The organism is Roseibium sp. (genome assembly GCF_048260565.1).
In the GTDB taxonomy this organism is placed as follows: domain Bacteria; phylum Pseudomonadota; class Alphaproteobacteria; order Rhizobiales; family Stappiaceae; genus Roseibium.
Genome location: NZ_JBLXGP010000002.1, coordinates 595,179 through 613,218 on the forward strand (window position 1 = coordinate 595,179; position 18,040 = coordinate 613,218).

14 protein-coding genes and 1 pseudogene are annotated in these 18,040 nt (G+C 59.5%); 8 read left to right on the forward strand and 7 right to left on the reverse strand.

All coding sequences use genetic code 11. The features are described 5' to 3' along the window. Window positions 1–50: 50 nt before the first annotated feature. Window positions 51–1,118 (reverse strand): MBL fold metallo-hydrolase, encoded by a 1,068-nt coding sequence (locus ACN0SO_RS07165; RefSeq protein ID WP_417676000.1) that lies wholly within the window; start codon window positions 1,116–1,118, stop codon window positions 51–53. 146 nt (window positions 1,119–1,264) lie between these two features. On the opposite strand from ACN0SO_RS07165, the gene ACN0SO_RS07170 reads away from it, so the two are divergent. From ACN0SO_RS07170 to ACN0SO_RS07200, 7 genes are all read left to right on the forward strand, one after another. Continuing rightward, complete coding sequence (locus ACN0SO_RS07170; RefSeq protein WP_417676002.1) at window positions 1,265–2,197, forward strand: AraC family transcriptional regulator; 933 nt, start codon at window positions 1,265–1,267, stop codon at window positions 2,195–2,197. Window positions 2,198–2,843: 646 nt separating this feature from the next. Then, the gene (locus ACN0SO_RS07175; protein WP_417676004.1) at window positions 2,844–3,434 is read left to right on the forward strand and encodes a sigma factor; all 591 of its coding nucleotides are present in this window, start codon (window positions 2,844–2,846) and stop codon (window positions 3,432–3,434) included. Continuing rightward, window positions 3,431–3,811: a hypothetical protein gene (locus ACN0SO_RS07180; RefSeq protein WP_417676006.1), complete on the forward strand. Its 381-nt coding sequence runs from the start codon at window positions 3,431–3,433 to the stop codon at window positions 3,809–3,811. The genes ACN0SO_RS07175 and ACN0SO_RS07180 overlap by 4 nt, the downstream gene beginning before the upstream one ends. After that, window positions 3,811–4,575, forward strand: a complete 765-nt coding sequence (locus ACN0SO_RS07185; RefSeq protein ID WP_417676008.1) for a hypothetical protein — start codon at window positions 3,811–3,813, stop codon at window positions 4,573–4,575. Before ACN0SO_RS07180 ends, ACN0SO_RS07185 begins: the two co-directional genes overlap by 1 nt. 18 nt (window positions 4,576–4,593) lie before the next feature. After that, on the forward strand, window positions 4,594–5,772 hold the full coding sequence (locus ACN0SO_RS07190; RefSeq protein WP_417676010.1) for a hypothetical protein: 1,179 nt from the start codon (window positions 4,594–4,596) through the stop codon (window positions 5,770–5,772). Between the two features lie 28 nt (window positions 5,773–5,800). Further along, window positions 5,801–7,663 carry an ATP-binding protein gene (locus ACN0SO_RS07195; RefSeq protein ID WP_417676012.1) on the forward strand — a complete coding sequence of 621 codons (1,863 nt, stop codon included), beginning with the start codon at window positions 5,801–5,803 and terminating at the stop codon, window positions 7,661–7,663. Window positions 7,664–7,666: 3 nt separating this feature from the next. After that, entirely contained in the window at window positions 7,667–8,485 is an 819-nt protein-coding gene (locus ACN0SO_RS07200; protein ID WP_417676014.1) for a hypothetical protein, read from the forward strand. On the opposite strand, the gene ACN0SO_RS07205 is transcribed toward ACN0SO_RS07200, so the two are convergent. Together ACN0SO_RS07205 and ACN0SO_RS07210 are read right to left on the reverse strand one after the other, a co-directional pair. Then, a complete protein-coding gene (locus ACN0SO_RS07205; RefSeq protein ID WP_417676016.1) occupies window positions 8,482–9,672 on the reverse strand; it encodes a hypothetical protein in 1,191 nt (396 codons plus the stop codon). The two genes, ACN0SO_RS07200 and ACN0SO_RS07205, sit on opposite strands and share 4 nt — an antisense overlap. Before the next feature lie 270 nt (window positions 9,673–9,942). After that, window positions 9,943–10,200, reverse strand: a pseudogene (locus ACN0SO_RS07210) (ABC transporter permease); the annotation flags it as partial. A 590-nt stretch (window positions 10,201–10,790) separates the two neighbouring features. Here ACN0SO_RS07210 and ACN0SO_RS07215 point away from each other — a divergent pair. Further along, window positions 10,791–13,727: an EAL and GGDEF domain-containing protein gene (locus ACN0SO_RS07215; RefSeq protein WP_417676018.1), complete on the forward strand. Its 2,937-nt coding sequence runs from the start codon at window positions 10,791–10,793 to the stop codon at window positions 13,725–13,727. 160 nt (window positions 13,728–13,887) lie between these two features. On the opposite strand, the gene ACN0SO_RS07220 is transcribed toward ACN0SO_RS07215, so the two are convergent. The 4 genes from ACN0SO_RS07220 to bfr all read right to left on the reverse strand — a co-directional run bounded on the left by ACN0SO_RS07220 (window position 13,888) and on the right by bfr (window position 17,986). Further along, window positions 13,888–15,093 (reverse strand): ABC transporter permease, encoded by a 1,206-nt coding sequence (locus ACN0SO_RS07220; RefSeq protein ID WP_417676020.1) that lies wholly within the window; start codon window positions 15,091–15,093, stop codon window positions 13,888–13,890. Next, complete coding sequence (locus ACN0SO_RS07225) at window positions 15,093–15,818, reverse strand: ABC transporter ATP-binding protein (RefSeq protein WP_417676022.1); 726 nt, start codon at window positions 15,816–15,818, stop codon at window positions 15,093–15,095. The genes ACN0SO_RS07220 and ACN0SO_RS07225 overlap by 1 nt, the downstream gene beginning before the upstream one ends. 3 nt (window positions 15,819–15,821) lie before the next feature. Further along, window positions 15,822–17,108, reverse strand: coding sequence for an efflux RND transporter periplasmic adaptor subunit (locus ACN0SO_RS07230; protein ID WP_417676024.1), 1,287 nt, complete (start codon window positions 17,106–17,108; stop codon window positions 15,822–15,824). 392 nt (window positions 17,109–17,500) lie between these two features. Continuing rightward, a complete protein-coding gene (gene bfr / locus ACN0SO_RS07235) occupies window positions 17,501–17,986 on the reverse strand; it encodes a bacterioferritin (protein ID WP_417676026.1) in 486 nt (161 codons plus the stop codon). Between the last annotated feature and the right edge of the window lie 54 nt (window positions 17,987–18,040).

An 18,040-nucleotide genomic window follows, 5' to 3' on the forward strand; every position in this document is an offset into this window, starting at 1 on the left:
CGGACCGGTTTGCGATCCGGGCGCCAGGCCTTGCGAAATCGGCCCTGCCTTTAGTGCATGATGTAATAGAGGATCGCCGTCTCGCAGTGGCTGTCGGCATAGATGTCGACCACCGACAGGCGCTGCGACCAGCGGTCGATGATCTCGGCCGCGCATTCGTTGCGCATGCCCTCGATCGCCATGCGATAGGTCAGGTTGTCGTTGGTAGTGTTGGTCGCCGCATGGATCTCCCCGAACCTCTGGTACATGGTCTCCATCTTGGCGAGCACCGTGTCGCGCACGTCAAAGGCATAGTCGCGGTTGTCGATCACGTCCTGGCGGGTGCCGAGGATGGAGATATGGCCGGGCAGCAGCAGGTCGAAGTCATACGCCATCAGCGTGTCGAACACCGTCAGATAGCGTCCGAAGTCGGCCGTCGCGCCGAAGTTCATGAACGGCACCTCGCCCGGCGTGATCGTGTCGATCGCCATCAGGAATTTCAGTTGCGGCAGGTAGGCGATCACGTCCTCGTCTTCGGAATGATAGGCCGCGGTGTCGAGCCGGATGTCGACGCCGCCGGGCGAAAGCTCGAGGCTGCCTTCGAAGGTGCGCGTCGGCGCCATCACGCCGGGATAGCCGTCATCCTTCAGGCTGTCGGCGACGGAGGCCGAGGTGATCACCTCAAGCCCCGGCACCTCGGCGAAGACGCCCGCGCCGCCGATGTGGTCGGCGTGGTCGTGGCTGTAGATCAGCGTGGTGATCTTTTTGCCCGACGCGTTCTGCGCGATTGCCGCGGGCAGCCGGTCGGCGAAGCTCTTCGGCGCGTCGAAGACGACGATGCCTGCGTCCGTCACCAGGAACGCCGACTGGTAGATGCCGTCGGTGACGTAGAACAGCCCCGGCTTGACCTCCTGCACGGCAAGGCCGGTCTCTTGATCGAGCGCCGGCTTGCGCGCCACCGTCTTTTCCAGCTCGGGTGCGAAATTGCCGAAATAGCTCGGGCTTGTCGGGTCCATGCTGACCGTATCGGCCGTATGGCCCTTGATGGCGTTATTGGGTTCTGCAGCGGCGCTGATGGTCAGGCCGGAAACGATCGCCGCGATCGTCCAGGCGGCAAGCCGTGTGGGGATGAGTTGCATTGGTCTTGGTCCTCTTCGAAATCCGGTGTCGCAACCTCTCTGCGACCCGGCGCCAAGATGACTGCAGACCCTCTTTCCGGCCATGTCCGGCAGTTCCAAAAGCATTTGTGATCGTCTAATCTCGCCCCATGAGTGCGATTTTGAATATGCTCGAAGAGACCAGGGCGCGCGATGCGTTTGCGCTGAGGGCGGTCATGTCCGCGCCGTGGTCGATCCTCGTTGCGCCGGAATCGCCCCTGACCCTGCTTGCCGGCGTGAAGTCGTCGTTCTGGCTCCTCTCCGACGACCACGCACCCGTCGAGATCCGCCCCGGCGACATCGCTATCGCCCGCGCCGACACCCGCTTCGCCATCGCCGACATGGCCGAACGCGCGCCCACGGTGACGATCTTCCGCGACCAGGACTGCCGCGACACCGACGGCAATTCGGTCAGCGAAAGCATGCTCCACGGCGTGCGCACCTGGGGCAATGATCCCAAAGGCGACACCGTCTTCGCGGTGGCGGCCTACGAGAACCTCAGCCGCACCAGCGACCGGCTCAACGCCGCGCTGCCGCCGATCCTGGTGATCACCCGCGAGGAGTGGCGCTCGCCGCTGGTGGACCTCCTGTGCGAGGAAATGGTCCGCGACGAGGACGGCCAGGCCGCCGTCCTCGACCGGCTGGTCGATCTGCTGCTGACATCGGCGCTGAAGGCCTGGGCCACCCGGCCCGACACCGCGTCTGCGCCCGACTGGAAATCCGACGGCGATCCCGTCGTCACCCGCGCGCTCAAGCTCCTCTACGCCGAGCCGGCCCGGCCCTGGACCATCGATAGCCTGTCGGACCGCTGCCACGTCTCCCGCGCCACGCTCGCCCGCCGCTTCCGCGAGGTCGTCGGCGAACCGCCGATCACCTTCCTCACCAACCACCGCATGGCGCTCGCCGCCGACCTCCTCCAGCACCGCGGCCAGACCCTCGCCACCATCGCCGCCCAGGTCGGCTACACCGACCCGTTTGCCTTCAGCGTGGCGTTCAAGCGGAACCGGGGGACGTGCCCGAGCGATTTCCGGGCCGCGGCGGCGGGGGGAGTTGGGGGGTGAGAGAGAAAGGAAGCTTGGACGCGCTGCGGAGACGGCATTTCAGTAAGTCGCAGAGTTTCGTAGCTGTTAGTTGGCGCGCATGAGTGGGCAACGGACACTCATTACGTTCTCGAAGTATGTCTAAATTGGGTGGTGCCCTGACATCCAAGTATCGGATGCCAAACACGCGAAAACGGCCATCTGTCGAGCCTTGGACGGCAATGTCGGTCCCAAGGTTGTATGCAAACTGAATGGTCAGCGTAGAGCCAGTGCTCGCCGGGCTAGTAGGACCGGGGGCTGTTTTGGCCGCATTGGTGCTCATCATTTGCTGGTTGCGTAACAATCTGTTCCATGGCCTGAAATGGTCATTAGGCCAGCGCCCGAATATTAAAACGGCAAACTTGTCCTTATAGTTGCTGTAGACTTGCATTACCTGTTTGTGGTTGTTTGAGCATTCGACATTAAACGACGTGTTTCTGCGTAATAAGTGTCATCGCTACCTATCGCGAATGACCACGCAGCCTTTTCGGTATTGAACCTAAGAGCGGTACTTGCCGATTTTTTTTCAGCGGGCACAGCCGCAGCGTCCAAAAAAAGGCGTCGGCGGCAGAAATAATCAGTAGTCAGGTTAGCCGAAGCCGGTGGCATCGCGAAGAAGAGGAAGCATATGTCGAAACAGAACGAACTGTTGAAGCTCCATGGCCAGCTTCTCGCTGGTGACATGCGGGCGAGCTCAAAGATCGTCGAACTTACCGTCGCGCAGCTTGTCGCGATTGTGGCACGCGATGTGGCAGGTCTCCATGACAAGCAGGACGTCGAGCAAGCCTGTTTCGATGCGCTCTTCAAATATCTCGCAGCTCCAGACAAATACGATCCGAATCGTGCTGAGCTGATGACCTATTTGGCTGCGATAGCCAAGGGCAAAGCCATGACCCTGCGCCGATCCCAGGGACGCCGTATGAAATACGAGAGCGAATATGCGGCAACTGAAGATCTTTCTCAGAGCCCTCTGGCCGAACCCGAGGACGAGAATACCATGGTGAGTACCATCGACTGGATGCAATTCGGTGATGTTCTCATCAAGGACGACGGTGACGCTGAAGTCGTGGCTTTGATGAAACTTGGCGCAGCTTCGGCGGATGCAGTAGCGAGCTCACTGGGACTGAAACAAGACGCCGATGGCCTTGCTGAAGCCGATCGGCGTATCGAACGCATCCGGGGACGGGCGCGGCGTTTGAAAGGAAGGATGGAAGCATGAGCAAATTGAACACTGTGGCAGGCGGTGACGAAACTGAGCGGCTTGGCCGCGCTATGGCGCTTTCCGCACAGAATCGACCCGATTTTATCGGAAGCGCACTGGCGCTATGGGACCGGGCGAACCCGGGTCGACTTGCACAAGCTGAACTGTGCTGTGACGAAGGTCAGCTTTGGCGCCTCGCGGTTACCCCACGACCGAATAGTGACAACCTTGCGCAGGCGGCGATGAGTCTAGGCACGTCACTTGGTGTTAATCCCCTTGCGCTCGTCAACATCTTGCGTTTCGCCGAAAGCACTGAAGCTTTCGCTGGAACAAACGATGATGGCGAAATGTTGATGGCTGCGCTCGATGCTGGCGGGGAGGAGCGCGACGACTGATGGCGTTCGACGCCGCCGTCATTGCAGCAAGAATTACTGCTGGAGCTGACCTCGTCGGCTCCGGCTTTCCGCGTGAACTTTCTCAGATTGCTCCTCTTACCTTACCTATTTCTATCACGATGTTTCCAAACCTGACGACAGATGATGTTGCTCAGGCGCTGGCGAAAGCATCGGTGAAAGCTGGTCGGCCAATACGCAATCGACGTCTGCGCGGTTGCCTTGTAGCACATCATGGCCGCGGCATAATCTTTCTGGACGAGGACGACCCAGCTCTTCAACGCTTCGCATTGGCTCACGAGCTTTCTCATTTTGTTGGCCACTATCTTGCGCGTCGCGAGCTTGCAATCGCGAGGATGGGTTTGGGCATCGTCGAAGTTCTCGATGGTCTTCGCCCTTCGACGCCACAAGAGCGACTTGCAGGTATCTTGTCAGGGTGTCCGCTGGGAGCTTTTGCCGACCTGATGGAGCGCGAGGGTGGCATACCCCTTTCTGCCGAAGCGGAGATAATGGAATACGAAGCTGACGAGGCTGCCTTTCTCGCCCTCGCGCCGATCGGTATCGTAATTGCTGAAACAACTGAACGTTTTGGACGGATAGATCGTTCGACGGTCACCCAAGCACTTACCGAAGTCTTCGGCCTATCCGACAGCGACGCCAACCGCCATGCCCCGCGGATTGTGAATGCCGCCGCTCGCAATAAGCCATCTTTCATCTCGCAACTTCGCAAAGCAGCGTCCGATATCAAAGACGAGCGGCATAGGTAATTCGGAAAGGGATTTGCCATGGCTTACCGGACAACTGATCAAGGAGAAGAGGCTGCACGAAACCAAGCCTCAGGCTCTGCGGCCGGCAAAAGCTACCAAGATGCGACGGGTGAGCGCATCGAGGACACGCTCGACATCGACCGCTGGGATCCTGCCAATCGCATGGCCGAGCAATTCGAGCGGCTACAGGACGAAATAGTTGAGGCGCAGGTCCGCGAAATGGAAGCCCGGCGAGATATCCGGGAGCAGGCGTTCCCATTGCTCGAGCGACGCGAGGGGGCCCCACGGCAGGCTGGCGTCCATGAGATCGAACTGGGCGAGCTTCGGGCAGTCCAGCAGCACCTGCATTTCAGTGGCCATGTGCAGGCCGTGGATGGCGCTTCGGTTGTTCACCACACATTGCCCATGACCATCTTCCAGACCGCAATCGCGCTGGCAACTTATCTTGGCGACAACGGTACATGGGGCCATCGCGTTTTTCAGAAGGACGTCAAAGTCTCCGGCAAGACGCCACTTGATCGGACTCTGGCTTTGCTCGCGCAACGCAAGGCAACCGAAGATGCCGAAGAGGCTGGTGTATCCGACATGCTTCGCCGTGGTCTGATGGCCAACGCTGAGCTGGCCGTAATGGCCCGCAAGGCTGAAGCCCCATGGCGGATGGGACATGGCCATCCACTACCGAAGGAACTTCTCACCGGTGCCGGGATGCCTGAACTGATCGAACTTTCTATTCCTTTGTTCCGTGAGCTCCTGCTGCAGCACAAACGTTTCGTTTATGTTCCACGGGGGTCAAATGACCGCCTGCTTCAAACAATCGGCGGCGCACTGCTGCCTCTCGAGTATGCGATCATCGACGATCTCGACGCTTACATGCACGGCGTGATTACACAGGGCCACTACGGCACGGGCAGGTTTCAGAAAGCAAAACAGATGCTCGAAGAGTTCCAGGCGGATGCGAGCGGTAAACTTGTGGCAGGAGTGTTTCGCGTATCCCCTCACTCCAGTAGTCAGATTTTCTACGCTCATGCCGACCATGCGAGCGAAGCAGCCATTGTCGCGATGGCTGATGCTGTGCTGATTGAGGCGCGCGGATACCCGATGCTCCTGGATCTAGCAAGCAGCATTTGCCGCGAGATGTTCCCGTCAGATGCGATTTTCAAGCCTGCCGCCGCGGTGATGACGCAATACGGCCAGTAACGCACGCAGATACTGTTAGGAGACCGATATGGCAGATGATCCCAGATCAAATGGGTCCGACAACGTTACCGCGGTTGATCGCTCCACGAGGAGCCGTGAAGCCGTGAAAGTCCTTCTCGAGGACTCCGAGCGCGCCGGTGGCACAAAATCGCTACCACCGATCTATGAAGGCTCCTTCGGGCGGACGCTCTATGACTCACCGGGCTCATCAGATGGTACAGTTACGGTTGTAATGCCCGGCGAGAAGATTCTCGATGTTACATCCCAGGCATTGTTGAGGATCGAGAGCCATCCGGATGGACGCCGATACGTTGGGACTGTCTCCGCCGGCCCTTTCTATGATCCCGATGGTATCAGCGCTGATTCCACGGCGATGGTGATTTCCGCAGTGAATGGGGCCATCGGCATGCCCGGCCATCACGGCCGCATGCAGGTTCAGCTACTTGGAGAGGAAAAGGGCGGCCGGATAGGCCCGGCCAACAGACGGCCGATTCCCAACTCGCCCGTCTTTCTCGTAGATGATGCCGAAATGGCCTCGATCCTTGGACTGGAAGGCGACTTCGCGATAGGACGAGTTATGGGACATGAAACCGTCGAAGTGCCAATTCCTGTACACAAGAAGTCAGTGCTCTATCGTCACACAGGCGTGCTCGGCACGACCGGTGGCGGCAAATCCACGACGATCACCAACTACGCTGCGGGCATAGCCGCAGAAGGCGCCGCCGTCATCCTCCTCGACACGGAGGGAGAGTATACCACGATGCATGAGGTAACGACGGACGCAGATATGTTGGCGCTTGCTAGGGCCCAAGGCCTCGCAATCCAGGGCGTGCGCGATACACACGTCCTGACGCTCGTCGGTCGTGAGCCTAGCAATCCGGCTCATCCCTCACACGCTGAGTTCACACTCGACTTTAGCGTTCTGTCACCTTGGACGGCGATCGAGATTCTCGGAATGAACGATGCGCAACAGGGCCGCTTTCTGGCGGCTTATGATATCGGCCGTCGTCTTCTGGCTGATTTGAGCATTTTCCCGATCAAGAAGGACGTTCAGTCCGAACAGAAAGCCCTCGATTGGGATGAGATGGAGTGCGGCTATCCGCATCTGACGCTCGCCATGTTAATCGATGTCGTATCGGTCTGCATTGCAACTTTGAAAAAGGGAGATACCACCTTCTGGGCAAGCGATCTCTTACGGAAGGATCACCGGGCTCAAACCAAGCTCAAAGAGATTGTCGAACAGACCGATCTGGAGAAGGTTCCGTCGAGCTGGATGAAGGTCTCAAGCTTGCTCTGGCGAATGCACCGGTTAAAGATCTTTGATCGTAGCGACGCCAAACAACTCGACGTCTCGGCGATGCTTAAGCCCGGCCGCATCAACATCATCGACCTCTCAGATCTCGACAGCCCGGTTCTTCGCAACCTGGCGATCGCGCAGGTTCTGCGGCAGCTGCAAACCGAACAGGAGCGAGCCTATGAAGCAGCGAGTGCTAAGGAGCAGATCCCTACGCCTGTCAATCTGATCATCGAGGAAGCACACGAATTTCTGTCGACCGCACGCATTCGGCAGATGCCAACGCTGTACGAGCAGGTTGCGCGTATCGCGAAACGCGGGCGTAAGCGCTGGCTCGGCCTGACTTTCGTCACACAGCTGCCGCAGAACTTGCCCGACGAAGTTTTGGCGCTCATCAATAACTGGATTCTCCATAAGATCCAGGATGAAAGCGTTGTCGGCCGCCTGCGCCGCACGATTCCTGCTATCGACCAGAGCATGTGGCGTTCACTGGCATCGCTCCAGCCCGGGCAATCCGTCGTTAGCCTCGCACATATGCGGCGCCCCATCATGACGCAGATCCACCCGTCCACTGCCAAGCTTCGGCTGGAAAGCTGATCCATGGCTAAACATGCCGCGCCTACCTCGACACGGGTTTATTACATGCTTGCAGTCATCCGCGCGCTGTTGTCGCAAGGGGCTAAGGCGCGTCCGAAGGAAGTATATGCCTGGATTGAGGAGCGAGGGTTGCGAAAGCAGCAGATTTCTCCGGCTGGGATCGACGCGGACGGTCATTATAGGCGTGAGGTGCGGTTTGCCCGCCAGGAACTGGCCGATGGCGGAATAGTAAGGACGAGCGATGGGCAATGGAGAATCATCGACTCAGAGGTCGCGAACCAACTAACTATGGAGATCGCTCGCGAGATCATTAGGAACAACAGACGGCGTCGCGAAGCGCGCAGGTCCAGGAACAACGACAGTTTGCCGCCAGCGGTGCCCTTGGAAACTAATGCACTCCTTACTGGGGCGCGAGCGACAACCGGTCCGGTGCCTGCGCACTGGGAAGGGATAGTCACGCGGGAATCGGGGCCAGCCACAACTTATGTGTTCCGGTTCGGCGCATCCGATGTGTGGAAGGTTGGCTTCGCTGCGGATGTAGAGAAGCGCCTGTGGCAGATCAACCAGCATGTACCTATCGAATTGTTGAGCGAAGAATGGAAGGTCGCGAAGCGCATCTCGTGGTCCAGCGCGGATCTCGCTTATGCCATGGAGCAGCAGGTTCTCCTGCGCTTGGCAAGATACCGGACGATGTTCGAGCGCGTGCGTTGCTGCGACGAAATACTTGACAGTGCCTGGGAAGAAGCCGTCGTTAAAATGCGCCAAACAGAAGCGGTCTCTGCGGGTCTTGAAGTCTCGGGGCGAGCGACGGGCTTGGGTTAAGTGCGAGCGAAGGTGAGAATAGTTTCGGTGCGCATGCGTTTGCCCAGCTGTTCGCTGGTCATCGGAAGGTAGCGGCTTCTTACTGGCAAGAGACGTTCGGTCTCGCTTACTAGCGACAGTCCAGCATGCTCCGCCGCCGTGGTAACAGCAGCCGAGTTGCGGATGAATATGTCGCGAAGACAGGAATTGCCCATGACGAACGTGGCATGGGCATCGTCCTTAAGAACGCGGGCGATTTCGCAGATCATCCGGCGGATATCTTGAATGTAACGGTTGATCATCGATTGATATTTGTTGGGCAGCTCGTCGATCGCTCCCATCGCCTGTCGCATCTCGGTGATCACCGCAGCATCCTCCAAGCTGTCGGGTGCACGCTCAGCTCCAATGCTAGAGGAACGGATTGTTCGTAGGTCGCCAAGGCGATGACCAAGCCAGACTAGCGAGAGCCGATGCCCTCGCATGTAATCAATTGCATTGAGATAGGGAGGAGAAGTCAATACCGCGTCGATGCTGCCGTCCCCTAGCGAAGAAAGGTCGCGCGCATCACCTAGACTAATGTCGGCAGAGCCTCTAGGCGGTGCTTCTCTCAGTCGTTTTTGAACCGCTTTTATCGAACGGGCGAACATCGGAAAAACGTCGAAGCTATTGTGGTCAGCTACTTTGTGAGGTCGGCTGTGCGAGACGTCACGGGCCAGAGAGGCGCCCTTGTCCTTGGTGATGATGAGGCGGCTGAGCGCAATGCGTAGCAGATCGATTGCAACATTTTCCTCAGGGGCGGTGGTCTCCCGGCCGAGCTCGTCGAGGGCGAACGCTATCCTACGAAGGTCGCCTTTTTGGGGTTCGGTAAACCAGAAATCGACGAAGTTCGATGTTTCCACATCCTCGTCCATCCAAGGCAATCTGACCTCTTTGGGGTGGATCTCCCCAATCCGCTTGGTGATGCGCTCAGCTAGCGTATCGACCAATTTTTCGCCTACTGGAGTGGTCCAGACGCGGGTCATGAGGACTGCGAGCGGATCCATGTCAAAGCCAATCGCCTGATGTCCGAGATCGGTTGCCTGTCGAAGCACGGTTCCCGACCCGGTCATAGGGTCAAGTACTAGTCCTGGTTGCTTAAGAGCCTGAAGTTTCTCGAGCGCGAGTTCTGGTGCCATGCGCGCGGGGAAAGGATGAATGGAGCGGATCACGTCCAACCTCCCTGACAAGAATTTAACCCATACCTACTGCGTTTCGCTGTCATCGTAAAGCAGTAGGACATCCTGCAATGCGCATTGTTTTAGTCAAATACCGACTCCAGGAACTAATCTGTTTCGGGCAGGCTTTAATCTCCCTGATTCCAGGATTAACCCAGAGCAAGGTCAAACGTCCGATATTGGTCGCTGGGAAAATTCCGATGAACGACCGAGATGCGCGCCAAGAGATCACTAATTCAATGCCTCGCAAATGACCATCCCCCCTCATTCATGCCTCAACGCCTCAATCGGATCCAACCTCGCCGCCCGCCGTGCCGGGAAGAAGCCGAACAGGATGCCGACGGCGGCTGAAAAGGCGAAGGCGATGATGACGATTTTCCAGTCGAGCATGAAGGGGATGTTCATGGTGCTGGAGGCGAGCAGGGCCAGGCCGAGGCCGCCTAGAATGCCGACGATGCCGCCGAACATGGACAGCACCACCGCCTCCACCGGGAACTGCATCAGCACCTGGGACGCCTGGGCGACCGGGGAGACTGCCTTGACCCCGCGCAACTGGGCTTTCAGTGCCGCGACGTTCCAGGCGGCGTTCAGGCTTTCAGAATAGATATGGCGGACATTCGACGCGATCGCACCGATTGACCTGACGGGCTCTGCCAGGGTGCCCGGTCAGGCTTCTGGACCTGGCGCTTTCGGCGACGGCCTCAACTGATCGACCTGAAAACAAATTTTTTGAGTCCGTGCCCTGGAAAACTTTTTCCCAAATAATACGCTCAGATAAGTAGTCGAAATTTTCAAGAAAATTCGTTTATTCCCACTATTCAATACATTATAGAACTTTCTGAACAGATCCGTTTTCGACTATCTTCGGAATTTTATTAAAAAAATGAATAGGGAATTCCTTAAAAGATCTATATATTGACTTGTATAAAAATGATTTTAGGCGATTCACGGCGAGTTAAGCACTTGATGGTATAGATCGTCTATCGTCGCAACTGGACTGGACCGGGGCAAATCACACTGGCGAAAAGGTCGCCCGTGAAGAAGAGGGGGATCGTTGTTCGCCCAGCCCTGGCTGTATGGATTTGGCCATACAGCGGATAGAGAGACCAGTCATGAACGAATTTGCCACGCATAAAGGTGCCAAGCGGTCGAAGTCTCGGCCATTGGACGCGCTTCCGGTTTTACCCAACACCTCGGGCGATCTGTTCTGGGAGATGAATAAGCCCCGAACCCCGTTCGAACAAATAACGGTCGGCATCGTCGTTGTCCGGGCCGACGGTACCATTGCTTACATCAACCCATATTTCGCTGGACTGATTGGTGTTTTGCCGGCGGATCTGGTCGGCAAGCCGATTCTCGATTTCGCTGCGGAGCAAGACAAGGCGAGGATCGCCGAAGTCGTGAAAGACTGCATCTCCGGCAAGCGCCGTTTCCTCCAGTTCGAGTCTACGGTAACCCACAAGAGCGGAAACACTGTCGACATTTTCATCGACGCGTCGACAGCCGTCTTCGAGGGAGAACCCGCCGCGATCGGCGTGGTGATCGACATCAGCGCCCGAAAGCAGGCGGAAATCGCCCTCCGCACCAGCGAGACCAAATACGCGAACGCGCTCAAGATTTTGGGCGCAGCTGACTGGGAATACGACGTCCAGGCGGATCGTTTCACCTTCAACGACAACTTCTATCGCATCTACCGCACCACCGCCGAGGCGGTCGGTGGCTACACCATGAGTTCCGCTGACTATGCCCGCCGGTTCGTGCATCCGGATGACAGAGAGATTGTGGGGAGCGAGGTAAAGGCGGCAATCGAGACAAATGACCCCGACTTCTCCCGTACGCTCGAACATCGCATACTCTATGGTGACGGAACATCTGGCTACACCGCGGTGCGCTTCGTCATCGTCAAAGACGGGGCAGCACGGACCATAAAGTCCTATGGCGTCAATCAGGACATCACCAAACGCAAGCAAATGGAAATGGCGCTTGCCGCCTCCGAGATGAAATTGCAGAGCGCATTGGCGAACATGTCGCACGGCCTCCTGATGCTCGATTCAGAGGGCGGGCTGGTGCTGTCCAATCGTCGCTTCGCCGAGATTTTTCTGCTGCCTCCTGAGCAGCTCAGGGTGGGTATGACCACGCCCGAACTGATGGAACTCTCATTGGCCGCCTCGGGAGTCGGGGATGCCGACCCGGAGGCCACTCTCGCTCGACAGGAGGAAATCCTCAGCAACCCCGAGGGCGGAAAATATATCCAGCTCTTGACCGACGGCAGAAGCCTGGCCGCTTCATTTCAGCCGATGCCGGACGGCGGGAACATCGTGATGTTCGAGGACATCACCCAGAAGATGGAGGAGGATCAGGCGCTCGCCGACTCCGAGCTGAAACTTCAGACCGCACTGGCGAACATGTCACACGGCCTCGTGATGCTCGATGCAGAAGGCAGGTTGCTGTTGTCCAATCGTCGCTTTGCCGAGATTTTCGGGTTGCCACCCGACCGGACCCTGCAGGGCATGAAGGTACAGGAGCTTATGGCTCACTCGGTTTCAAGCTCGGGCGTTCGGGATTTGGACCAGGAGGGCACACTTGCCCGGGTGCGGAAAATCCTCCGAGGAACCGATGAAGGATCATTTACCATACTCCTGAGCGACGGCCGGAGCATTTCCGAGACCTATCGGCCGATGCCGGGCGGCGGGGTCGTCGTGACGTTCGAGGACATCACCGAGAAGCTTCTGGCCGAGGAGAAAATCAGGCACCTGGCGCAATATGACGCGCTGACCAATCTGCCAAACCGCGTGACGTTCTACGATCAGATGGACGTTATCTTGACCCACCAGAGGCCAGGCGAATCCATCGGGGTGCTGAGTCTCGATCTCGACCACTTCAAGACCGTCAATGACACGCTCGGGCACCCCATCGGCGACCTGTTGCTGCAGGCGGTCGCCCAGCGCATGCAAAGCTGCCTGCGCGGCGGAGACATAGCGGCCCGGCTGGGCGGAGATGAATTCGCCATTCTCCTGATTCCGGTCGAAAAACCCGCGGATATCACCGCGCTCGCCACCCGCCTCATCGAGGTCGTCGGGGCACCTTTCAACCTCGACAACCGCCAGGTGATCGTGGGGGTAAGCGTCGGTATTGCGATGGCACCCGACGACGGAGACGAGCCCGATACCCTCATGAAGAACGCCGATCTGGCACTCTATCGCGCCAAGGCCGATGGAGGCGGGGCGTACCGCTTCTTTGAAGCCGAAATGGACGCGCAAATGCAGGCGCGCCGCGTCATCGAACTCGAACTGCGCGCGGCGATCAACAACGGCAATGAGTTCGAGCTGTATTACCAGCCCATAATCGACATCAAAACCGGGAAGGTCACCAGCTGTGAGGCGCTGTTGCGCTGGCGCCACCCCGAACGCGGCCTGGTCATGCCAATGGAATTCATTCCGGTGGCGGAGGCGACGGGGCTGATCGTGCCGTTGGGTGAATGGGTGTTGCAGCAGGCCTGCAAAGAAGCCATGTCGTGGCCGGAAGACATAACGATTGCGATCAATCTCTCTCCGGCTCAGTTCAAAAGCAAGAACGTCGTTTTGGCCGTCAAAAATGCGCTTGCAGCGTCGGGACTTCCCGCCAGCCGGCTCGAACTCGAGATCACCGAACTGGTACTGCTGGAAGAAACCGATGGCGCCTTCGGTATTTTGCATCAGCTCCGCGATCTCGGGATCAAGATCGCGATGGACGATTTCGGCACCGGCTATTCCTCCCTTGGCTATCTGCGCAGTTTCCCTTTCAGCACGATCAAGATCGATCAATCCTTCATTCGCGACCTGCCCGGCAAGGAAGACAGCCTCGCGATCATTCGTGCGGTGGTCGGACTGAGCAGCAGCCTGGGTATCAAGACCATAGCCGAGGGTGTGGAGACCGAGGAGCAACTTGCCAGCCTCGCCGCAGAAGGTTGCAACCAATCCCAGGGGTTCCTCTTCAGCAAGCCCCGCCCGAACAACGAGGTTCGGCAGATTCTCCGCGACCAAGCCGCATCCGTCGATGCGGCAGTTTGAACGGCAGCAGGACCCGGCCAGCGACACCTGAACGTCCCTCTTTCAGGACAAGGGAAAGCTACCCTCAAAAGCCGACAGGGGCGCAAAGCGGTCGTTTGAACAAAATCCACCCGCAGGCCGCTCAGGGCCGAACGGAGTTCCAGGCGCAATCGCCCCCCCCTCACTCATGCCGCAACGCCTCGATCGGATCGAGCCTTGCCGCCCGCCGTGCCGGGAAGAAGCCAAACAGGATGCCGACGGCGGCTGAAAAGGCGAAGGCGATGATGACGATTTTCCAGTCGAGCATGAAGGGGATGTTCATGGTGCTGGAGGCAAGCAGGGCGAGGCCCAGGCCTCCGAGAATGCCGACGATGCCGCCGAACATGGACAAGACCACCGCCTCCACCAGGAACTGCATCAGCACCTGGGACGCCTGGGCGCCGATGGCGAGACGGATGCCGATCTCCCGTGTGCGCTCTGTCACCGACACCAGCATAATATTCATAATGCCGATGCCGCCGACCAGCAGGCTGACGCCGGCGACCGCGCCCAGAAGCGCGGTCATCATGGCGGTGGTGGAGGTCAGCGTCTGGGCGATCTGCTTCATGTCGCGCACGCTGAAATCGTCGTCCTCGTTGCCGGTGATGCCGCGCCGCTCGCGCAAGAGGCGCTCGATATTGCCCTGGACCTTGGAGGTCTCCACGTCGTCCCTGGCCGAGACGTAGATGGTGGAGATGTTGGTGTTGCCGGCGATGCGGCGCTGAAAGGTGCGCAGCGGCATCAGGATGACGTCGTCCTGGTCGGTGCCGAAACTCGACTGGCCCTTGGCCTGCAGGGTGCCGATCACCTCGCAAGAGACCTTGTTCACCCGCACCCGCTGGCCCAGGGGGAAGATCGGGCCGAAGAGTTCCTCGCGCACCGTCTCGCCGATGAGGCAGACCGCGCGGCCGCCGCGGATCTCGCCGCCCAGGAACTGCCGTCCCGAGGCGATCGTCCAGTCCTGGGCGATGAAGAAGTCGTTGTCGCTGCCGATGACGCTGGTCGAGCGGCTTTCCGTGCCGACGATGGCCGTGCCGGAGGTCTGGGCGACCGGGGCGACGGCCTTGACCCCGCGCAGTTGGGCGCGAAGGGCCGCGACGTCCCTTGCGTTGAAGGCCTTGGCCTCGGCGCTGGAGCGCCCCGGTCCGAACTGGCCGGGGCGGACGAACAGGAGGTTGCTGCCGAGCTTGGAGAGATCCGCGGCGACCTTGACCGTGGTGCCGTTGCCGATGGTGACCATGGCGATCACCGCGCCGACGCCGATGACGATGCCGAGCACGGTCAGGAACGATCTGAGCGCGTTGCGCCGGAGCGCCTGCAGGGCGAGGCGGAAGGTTTCCCAAAGCATCAGGCGGGCTCCGCTTGCCGGCCGTCGGACATGATCCGGCCGTCCTGGAACCGGACGATCCGGTGGGCGTAGGCCGCCATTTCCGGCTCGTGGGTCACCATGATGACGGTGATGCCTTCCTCCTCGTTGAGCGTCTTCAGAAGCTCCATGATTTCCAGGCTGGTCTTCGTGTCGAGGTTGCCGGTCGGTTCGTCCGCCAGGAGCACCTTGGGCGAGGTGACGATGGCGCGGGCAACCGCGACGCGCTGCTGCTGGCCGCCGGAAAGTTCGCTGGGGAAATGATGCTCGCGGCCCTTGAGCCCCACATGGGCCAGCGCGCGCATGGCAAGCCGGCGCCGCTCGGCCGACTTGGTGCCGCGATAGATCAGCGGCAGTTCCACATTCTCCACCGCGGAGGATCGCGCCAGCAGGTTGAACCCTTGAAAGACGAAGCCGAGATAATGCCGGCGCAGCAGGGCGCGCTGGTCGCGGCTGAGACGGCCGACGTCCACGGTCTTGAACAGATAGGTGCCGCTGGTCGGCGTATCGAGACAGCCGAGGATGTTCATCGCCGTCGACTTGCCCGAGCCGGACGAGCCCATGATGGCGACGAATTCGCCCTCGGTGATCGTCAGGTCGATGCCGTCAAGCGCACGCACCTCCGCCATGCCCGTGCCGTAGATCTTGGCGACAGTCTTCAGCCGCATCACCGGCTGGGCAGGGGGAGGAGGGACGGCCGCGTTCATGAGTTAGCCGGCCGTCTGGGCGTCTACGATGATCTGGTCGCCGGCGGCAATGTCGCCCTTCACGATCCGGGTGCGGCTGCCGTCCGTAATGCCGATGGTGACCATGACCGGCACCGCCTTGCCGTCGCGCAGCACCCAGATCTCGCGCTCGTCGCCGGTCGGTTCCGGCCGGCTCGCCTGAGAGAAGCGGGGCGGGTGCGGCATCAGCTTTTGCAGGAAGCTGCGGTTGTCCTTCTTGGCATTGGCCTGCGGCGGGATGTAACGCAGGGCCTCGTTGGAAACGGTCAGGACGCCGTCTTCCTCCCGCACCTTGATTTCCGCCGTCGCGGTCATGCCGGGCCGAAGCAGCAGTTCGGAATTGTCGGTGGTCAACACCGCCTTGTAGGTGACCACCCCCTGGACGATCTCCGAGCCGAAGCGCAACTCGCGGATCACCGCGTTAAAATGCCGGTCCGGATAGGCGTCGACGGTAAAGACGGCGGTCTGGCCTTGCCTAACCTTGCCCACATCCGCCTCGTCCACATCGACCTGCACTTCCATCTTCTTCAGGTCTTCCGCGATTGTGAACAGCACAGGCGCTTGCAGGGAAGCGGCGACCACTTGTCCCGGATCCACGTCGCGGCTCAGGACCACGCCGTCGATGGGCGAGCAGATGCAGGATTTCTTCAGGTCGGTTTCGTGGAGCCTCAGTTCCGCGCGGGCGGCGGTCACGTCCGCCTTGGCGCTTTCGAGAGCGGCGAGCGCCCGGTCCTGGGCGGCGCGCGCGGTCTGGAGTTCGAGCATGGAAATGATCTTGCGGTCTTCGAGCGAGACCTTGCGCTTGTAGTCCTCTTCCTTCTCCACCACGGTCGCTTCCGCTTCCGTCACCCGGGCAAGCGCCGCGTTCAGCCTGGCCTTGGAGCTTTCCACGGTGGCTTTAAGTTTATCCGTGTCCAGTTCGGCAAGCTGCTGCCCGACCTTGACTTGCGAATTGTAATCCACATCGACGGAGCGGATGATGCCCGACAGCTCGCTGGAAATCTCCACCTTGTTGGTCGGCTCGACCGTGCCGGTCGCCGTCACCAGGACGATGATGTCGCCCTGGGCTGCCGCATCGGTGGTGTAGGTCAGCCCGTCGGACTTGGTGTCCGTTCCAAGATAGCGGTAGCCGCCGAAGCCGATCCCGGCCACGATTGCGGCCAGCACGGTCCATTTGACGACCCGCTTTGCCCGGCTTCCGGCCGTCGGCCGCACGCCGAGGACGGTTTCGATGTCCTCGTCCGAACCGGTTTGCGTATTCTTGTCGAGCATGGCGCCGTCCGCTTTTGGTGTTAGCCAAGGATATAATGGCCGGGGTTTGCCGCGGCCATGAGTTTAATCAATTTTATTGCAGTGCGAAGGAACCGGCGCGAAAGGGGCACACGGTCGCGGGCGCAACACTGGCTATGGTGCTTGCCTCACTCTCCGTTGTCATCCCGGCCGGAGCGTAAGCGGAGAGCCGGGACCCAGTAATCCGTGAGGCGGGTTGCTTGAGCCGGGAGGACACGGCGTACTGGCTCCCCGATCGCGCTTCGCTTGCCGGGGATGACAACTGAGAAGGAGGCAACGCCGTGCCATTCTCTGCTGCCACACCGAAATTAAAAAAAACGCGGCCGCCGGGGCAGCCGCGTTGAAATGCGTCGTTAAGTGCCGGTCTCTTCCGCTCACTCGGCTTCGTCGGCCGGCGCTGCCTGGAGCAGGCCGTAGCGTTCGATGCCGATCTTTTCCAGGAGTTCCAGCTGGGTTTCCAGGAAGTCGATGTGGCCTTCCTCGTCGGAGAGCAGTTGTTCGAACAGCTGCATGGAGACGTAGTCGCCTTCCTCGCGGCAGATTTCGCGCGACTTGGCGTAGGATTCGCGGGCGTCGTATTCGCCGGCGAGATCGCATTCCAGGACTTCCTTGATGTTCTGGCCGATGCGCAGCGGCGAAACCTTCTGCAGGTTCGGGTGACCTTCCAGGAAGATGATGCGGTCGACCAGCTTGTCCGCGTGTTCCATCTCCTCGATGGATTCGGCGCGTTCCTTCTTGGCCAGGCGGGCGTAGCCCCAGTCGGCCAGAAGGCGGTAATGCAGCCAGTACTGGTTGATAGCCCCCAGTTCCAGGAACAGGGCTTCGTTCAGTCGGTCGATAACTTTCTGATTGCCTTTCATGGCGATGGCCTCTCCGGTCGTTAGGTCTTTGATGCCTGTGTCTGGAATAACCCA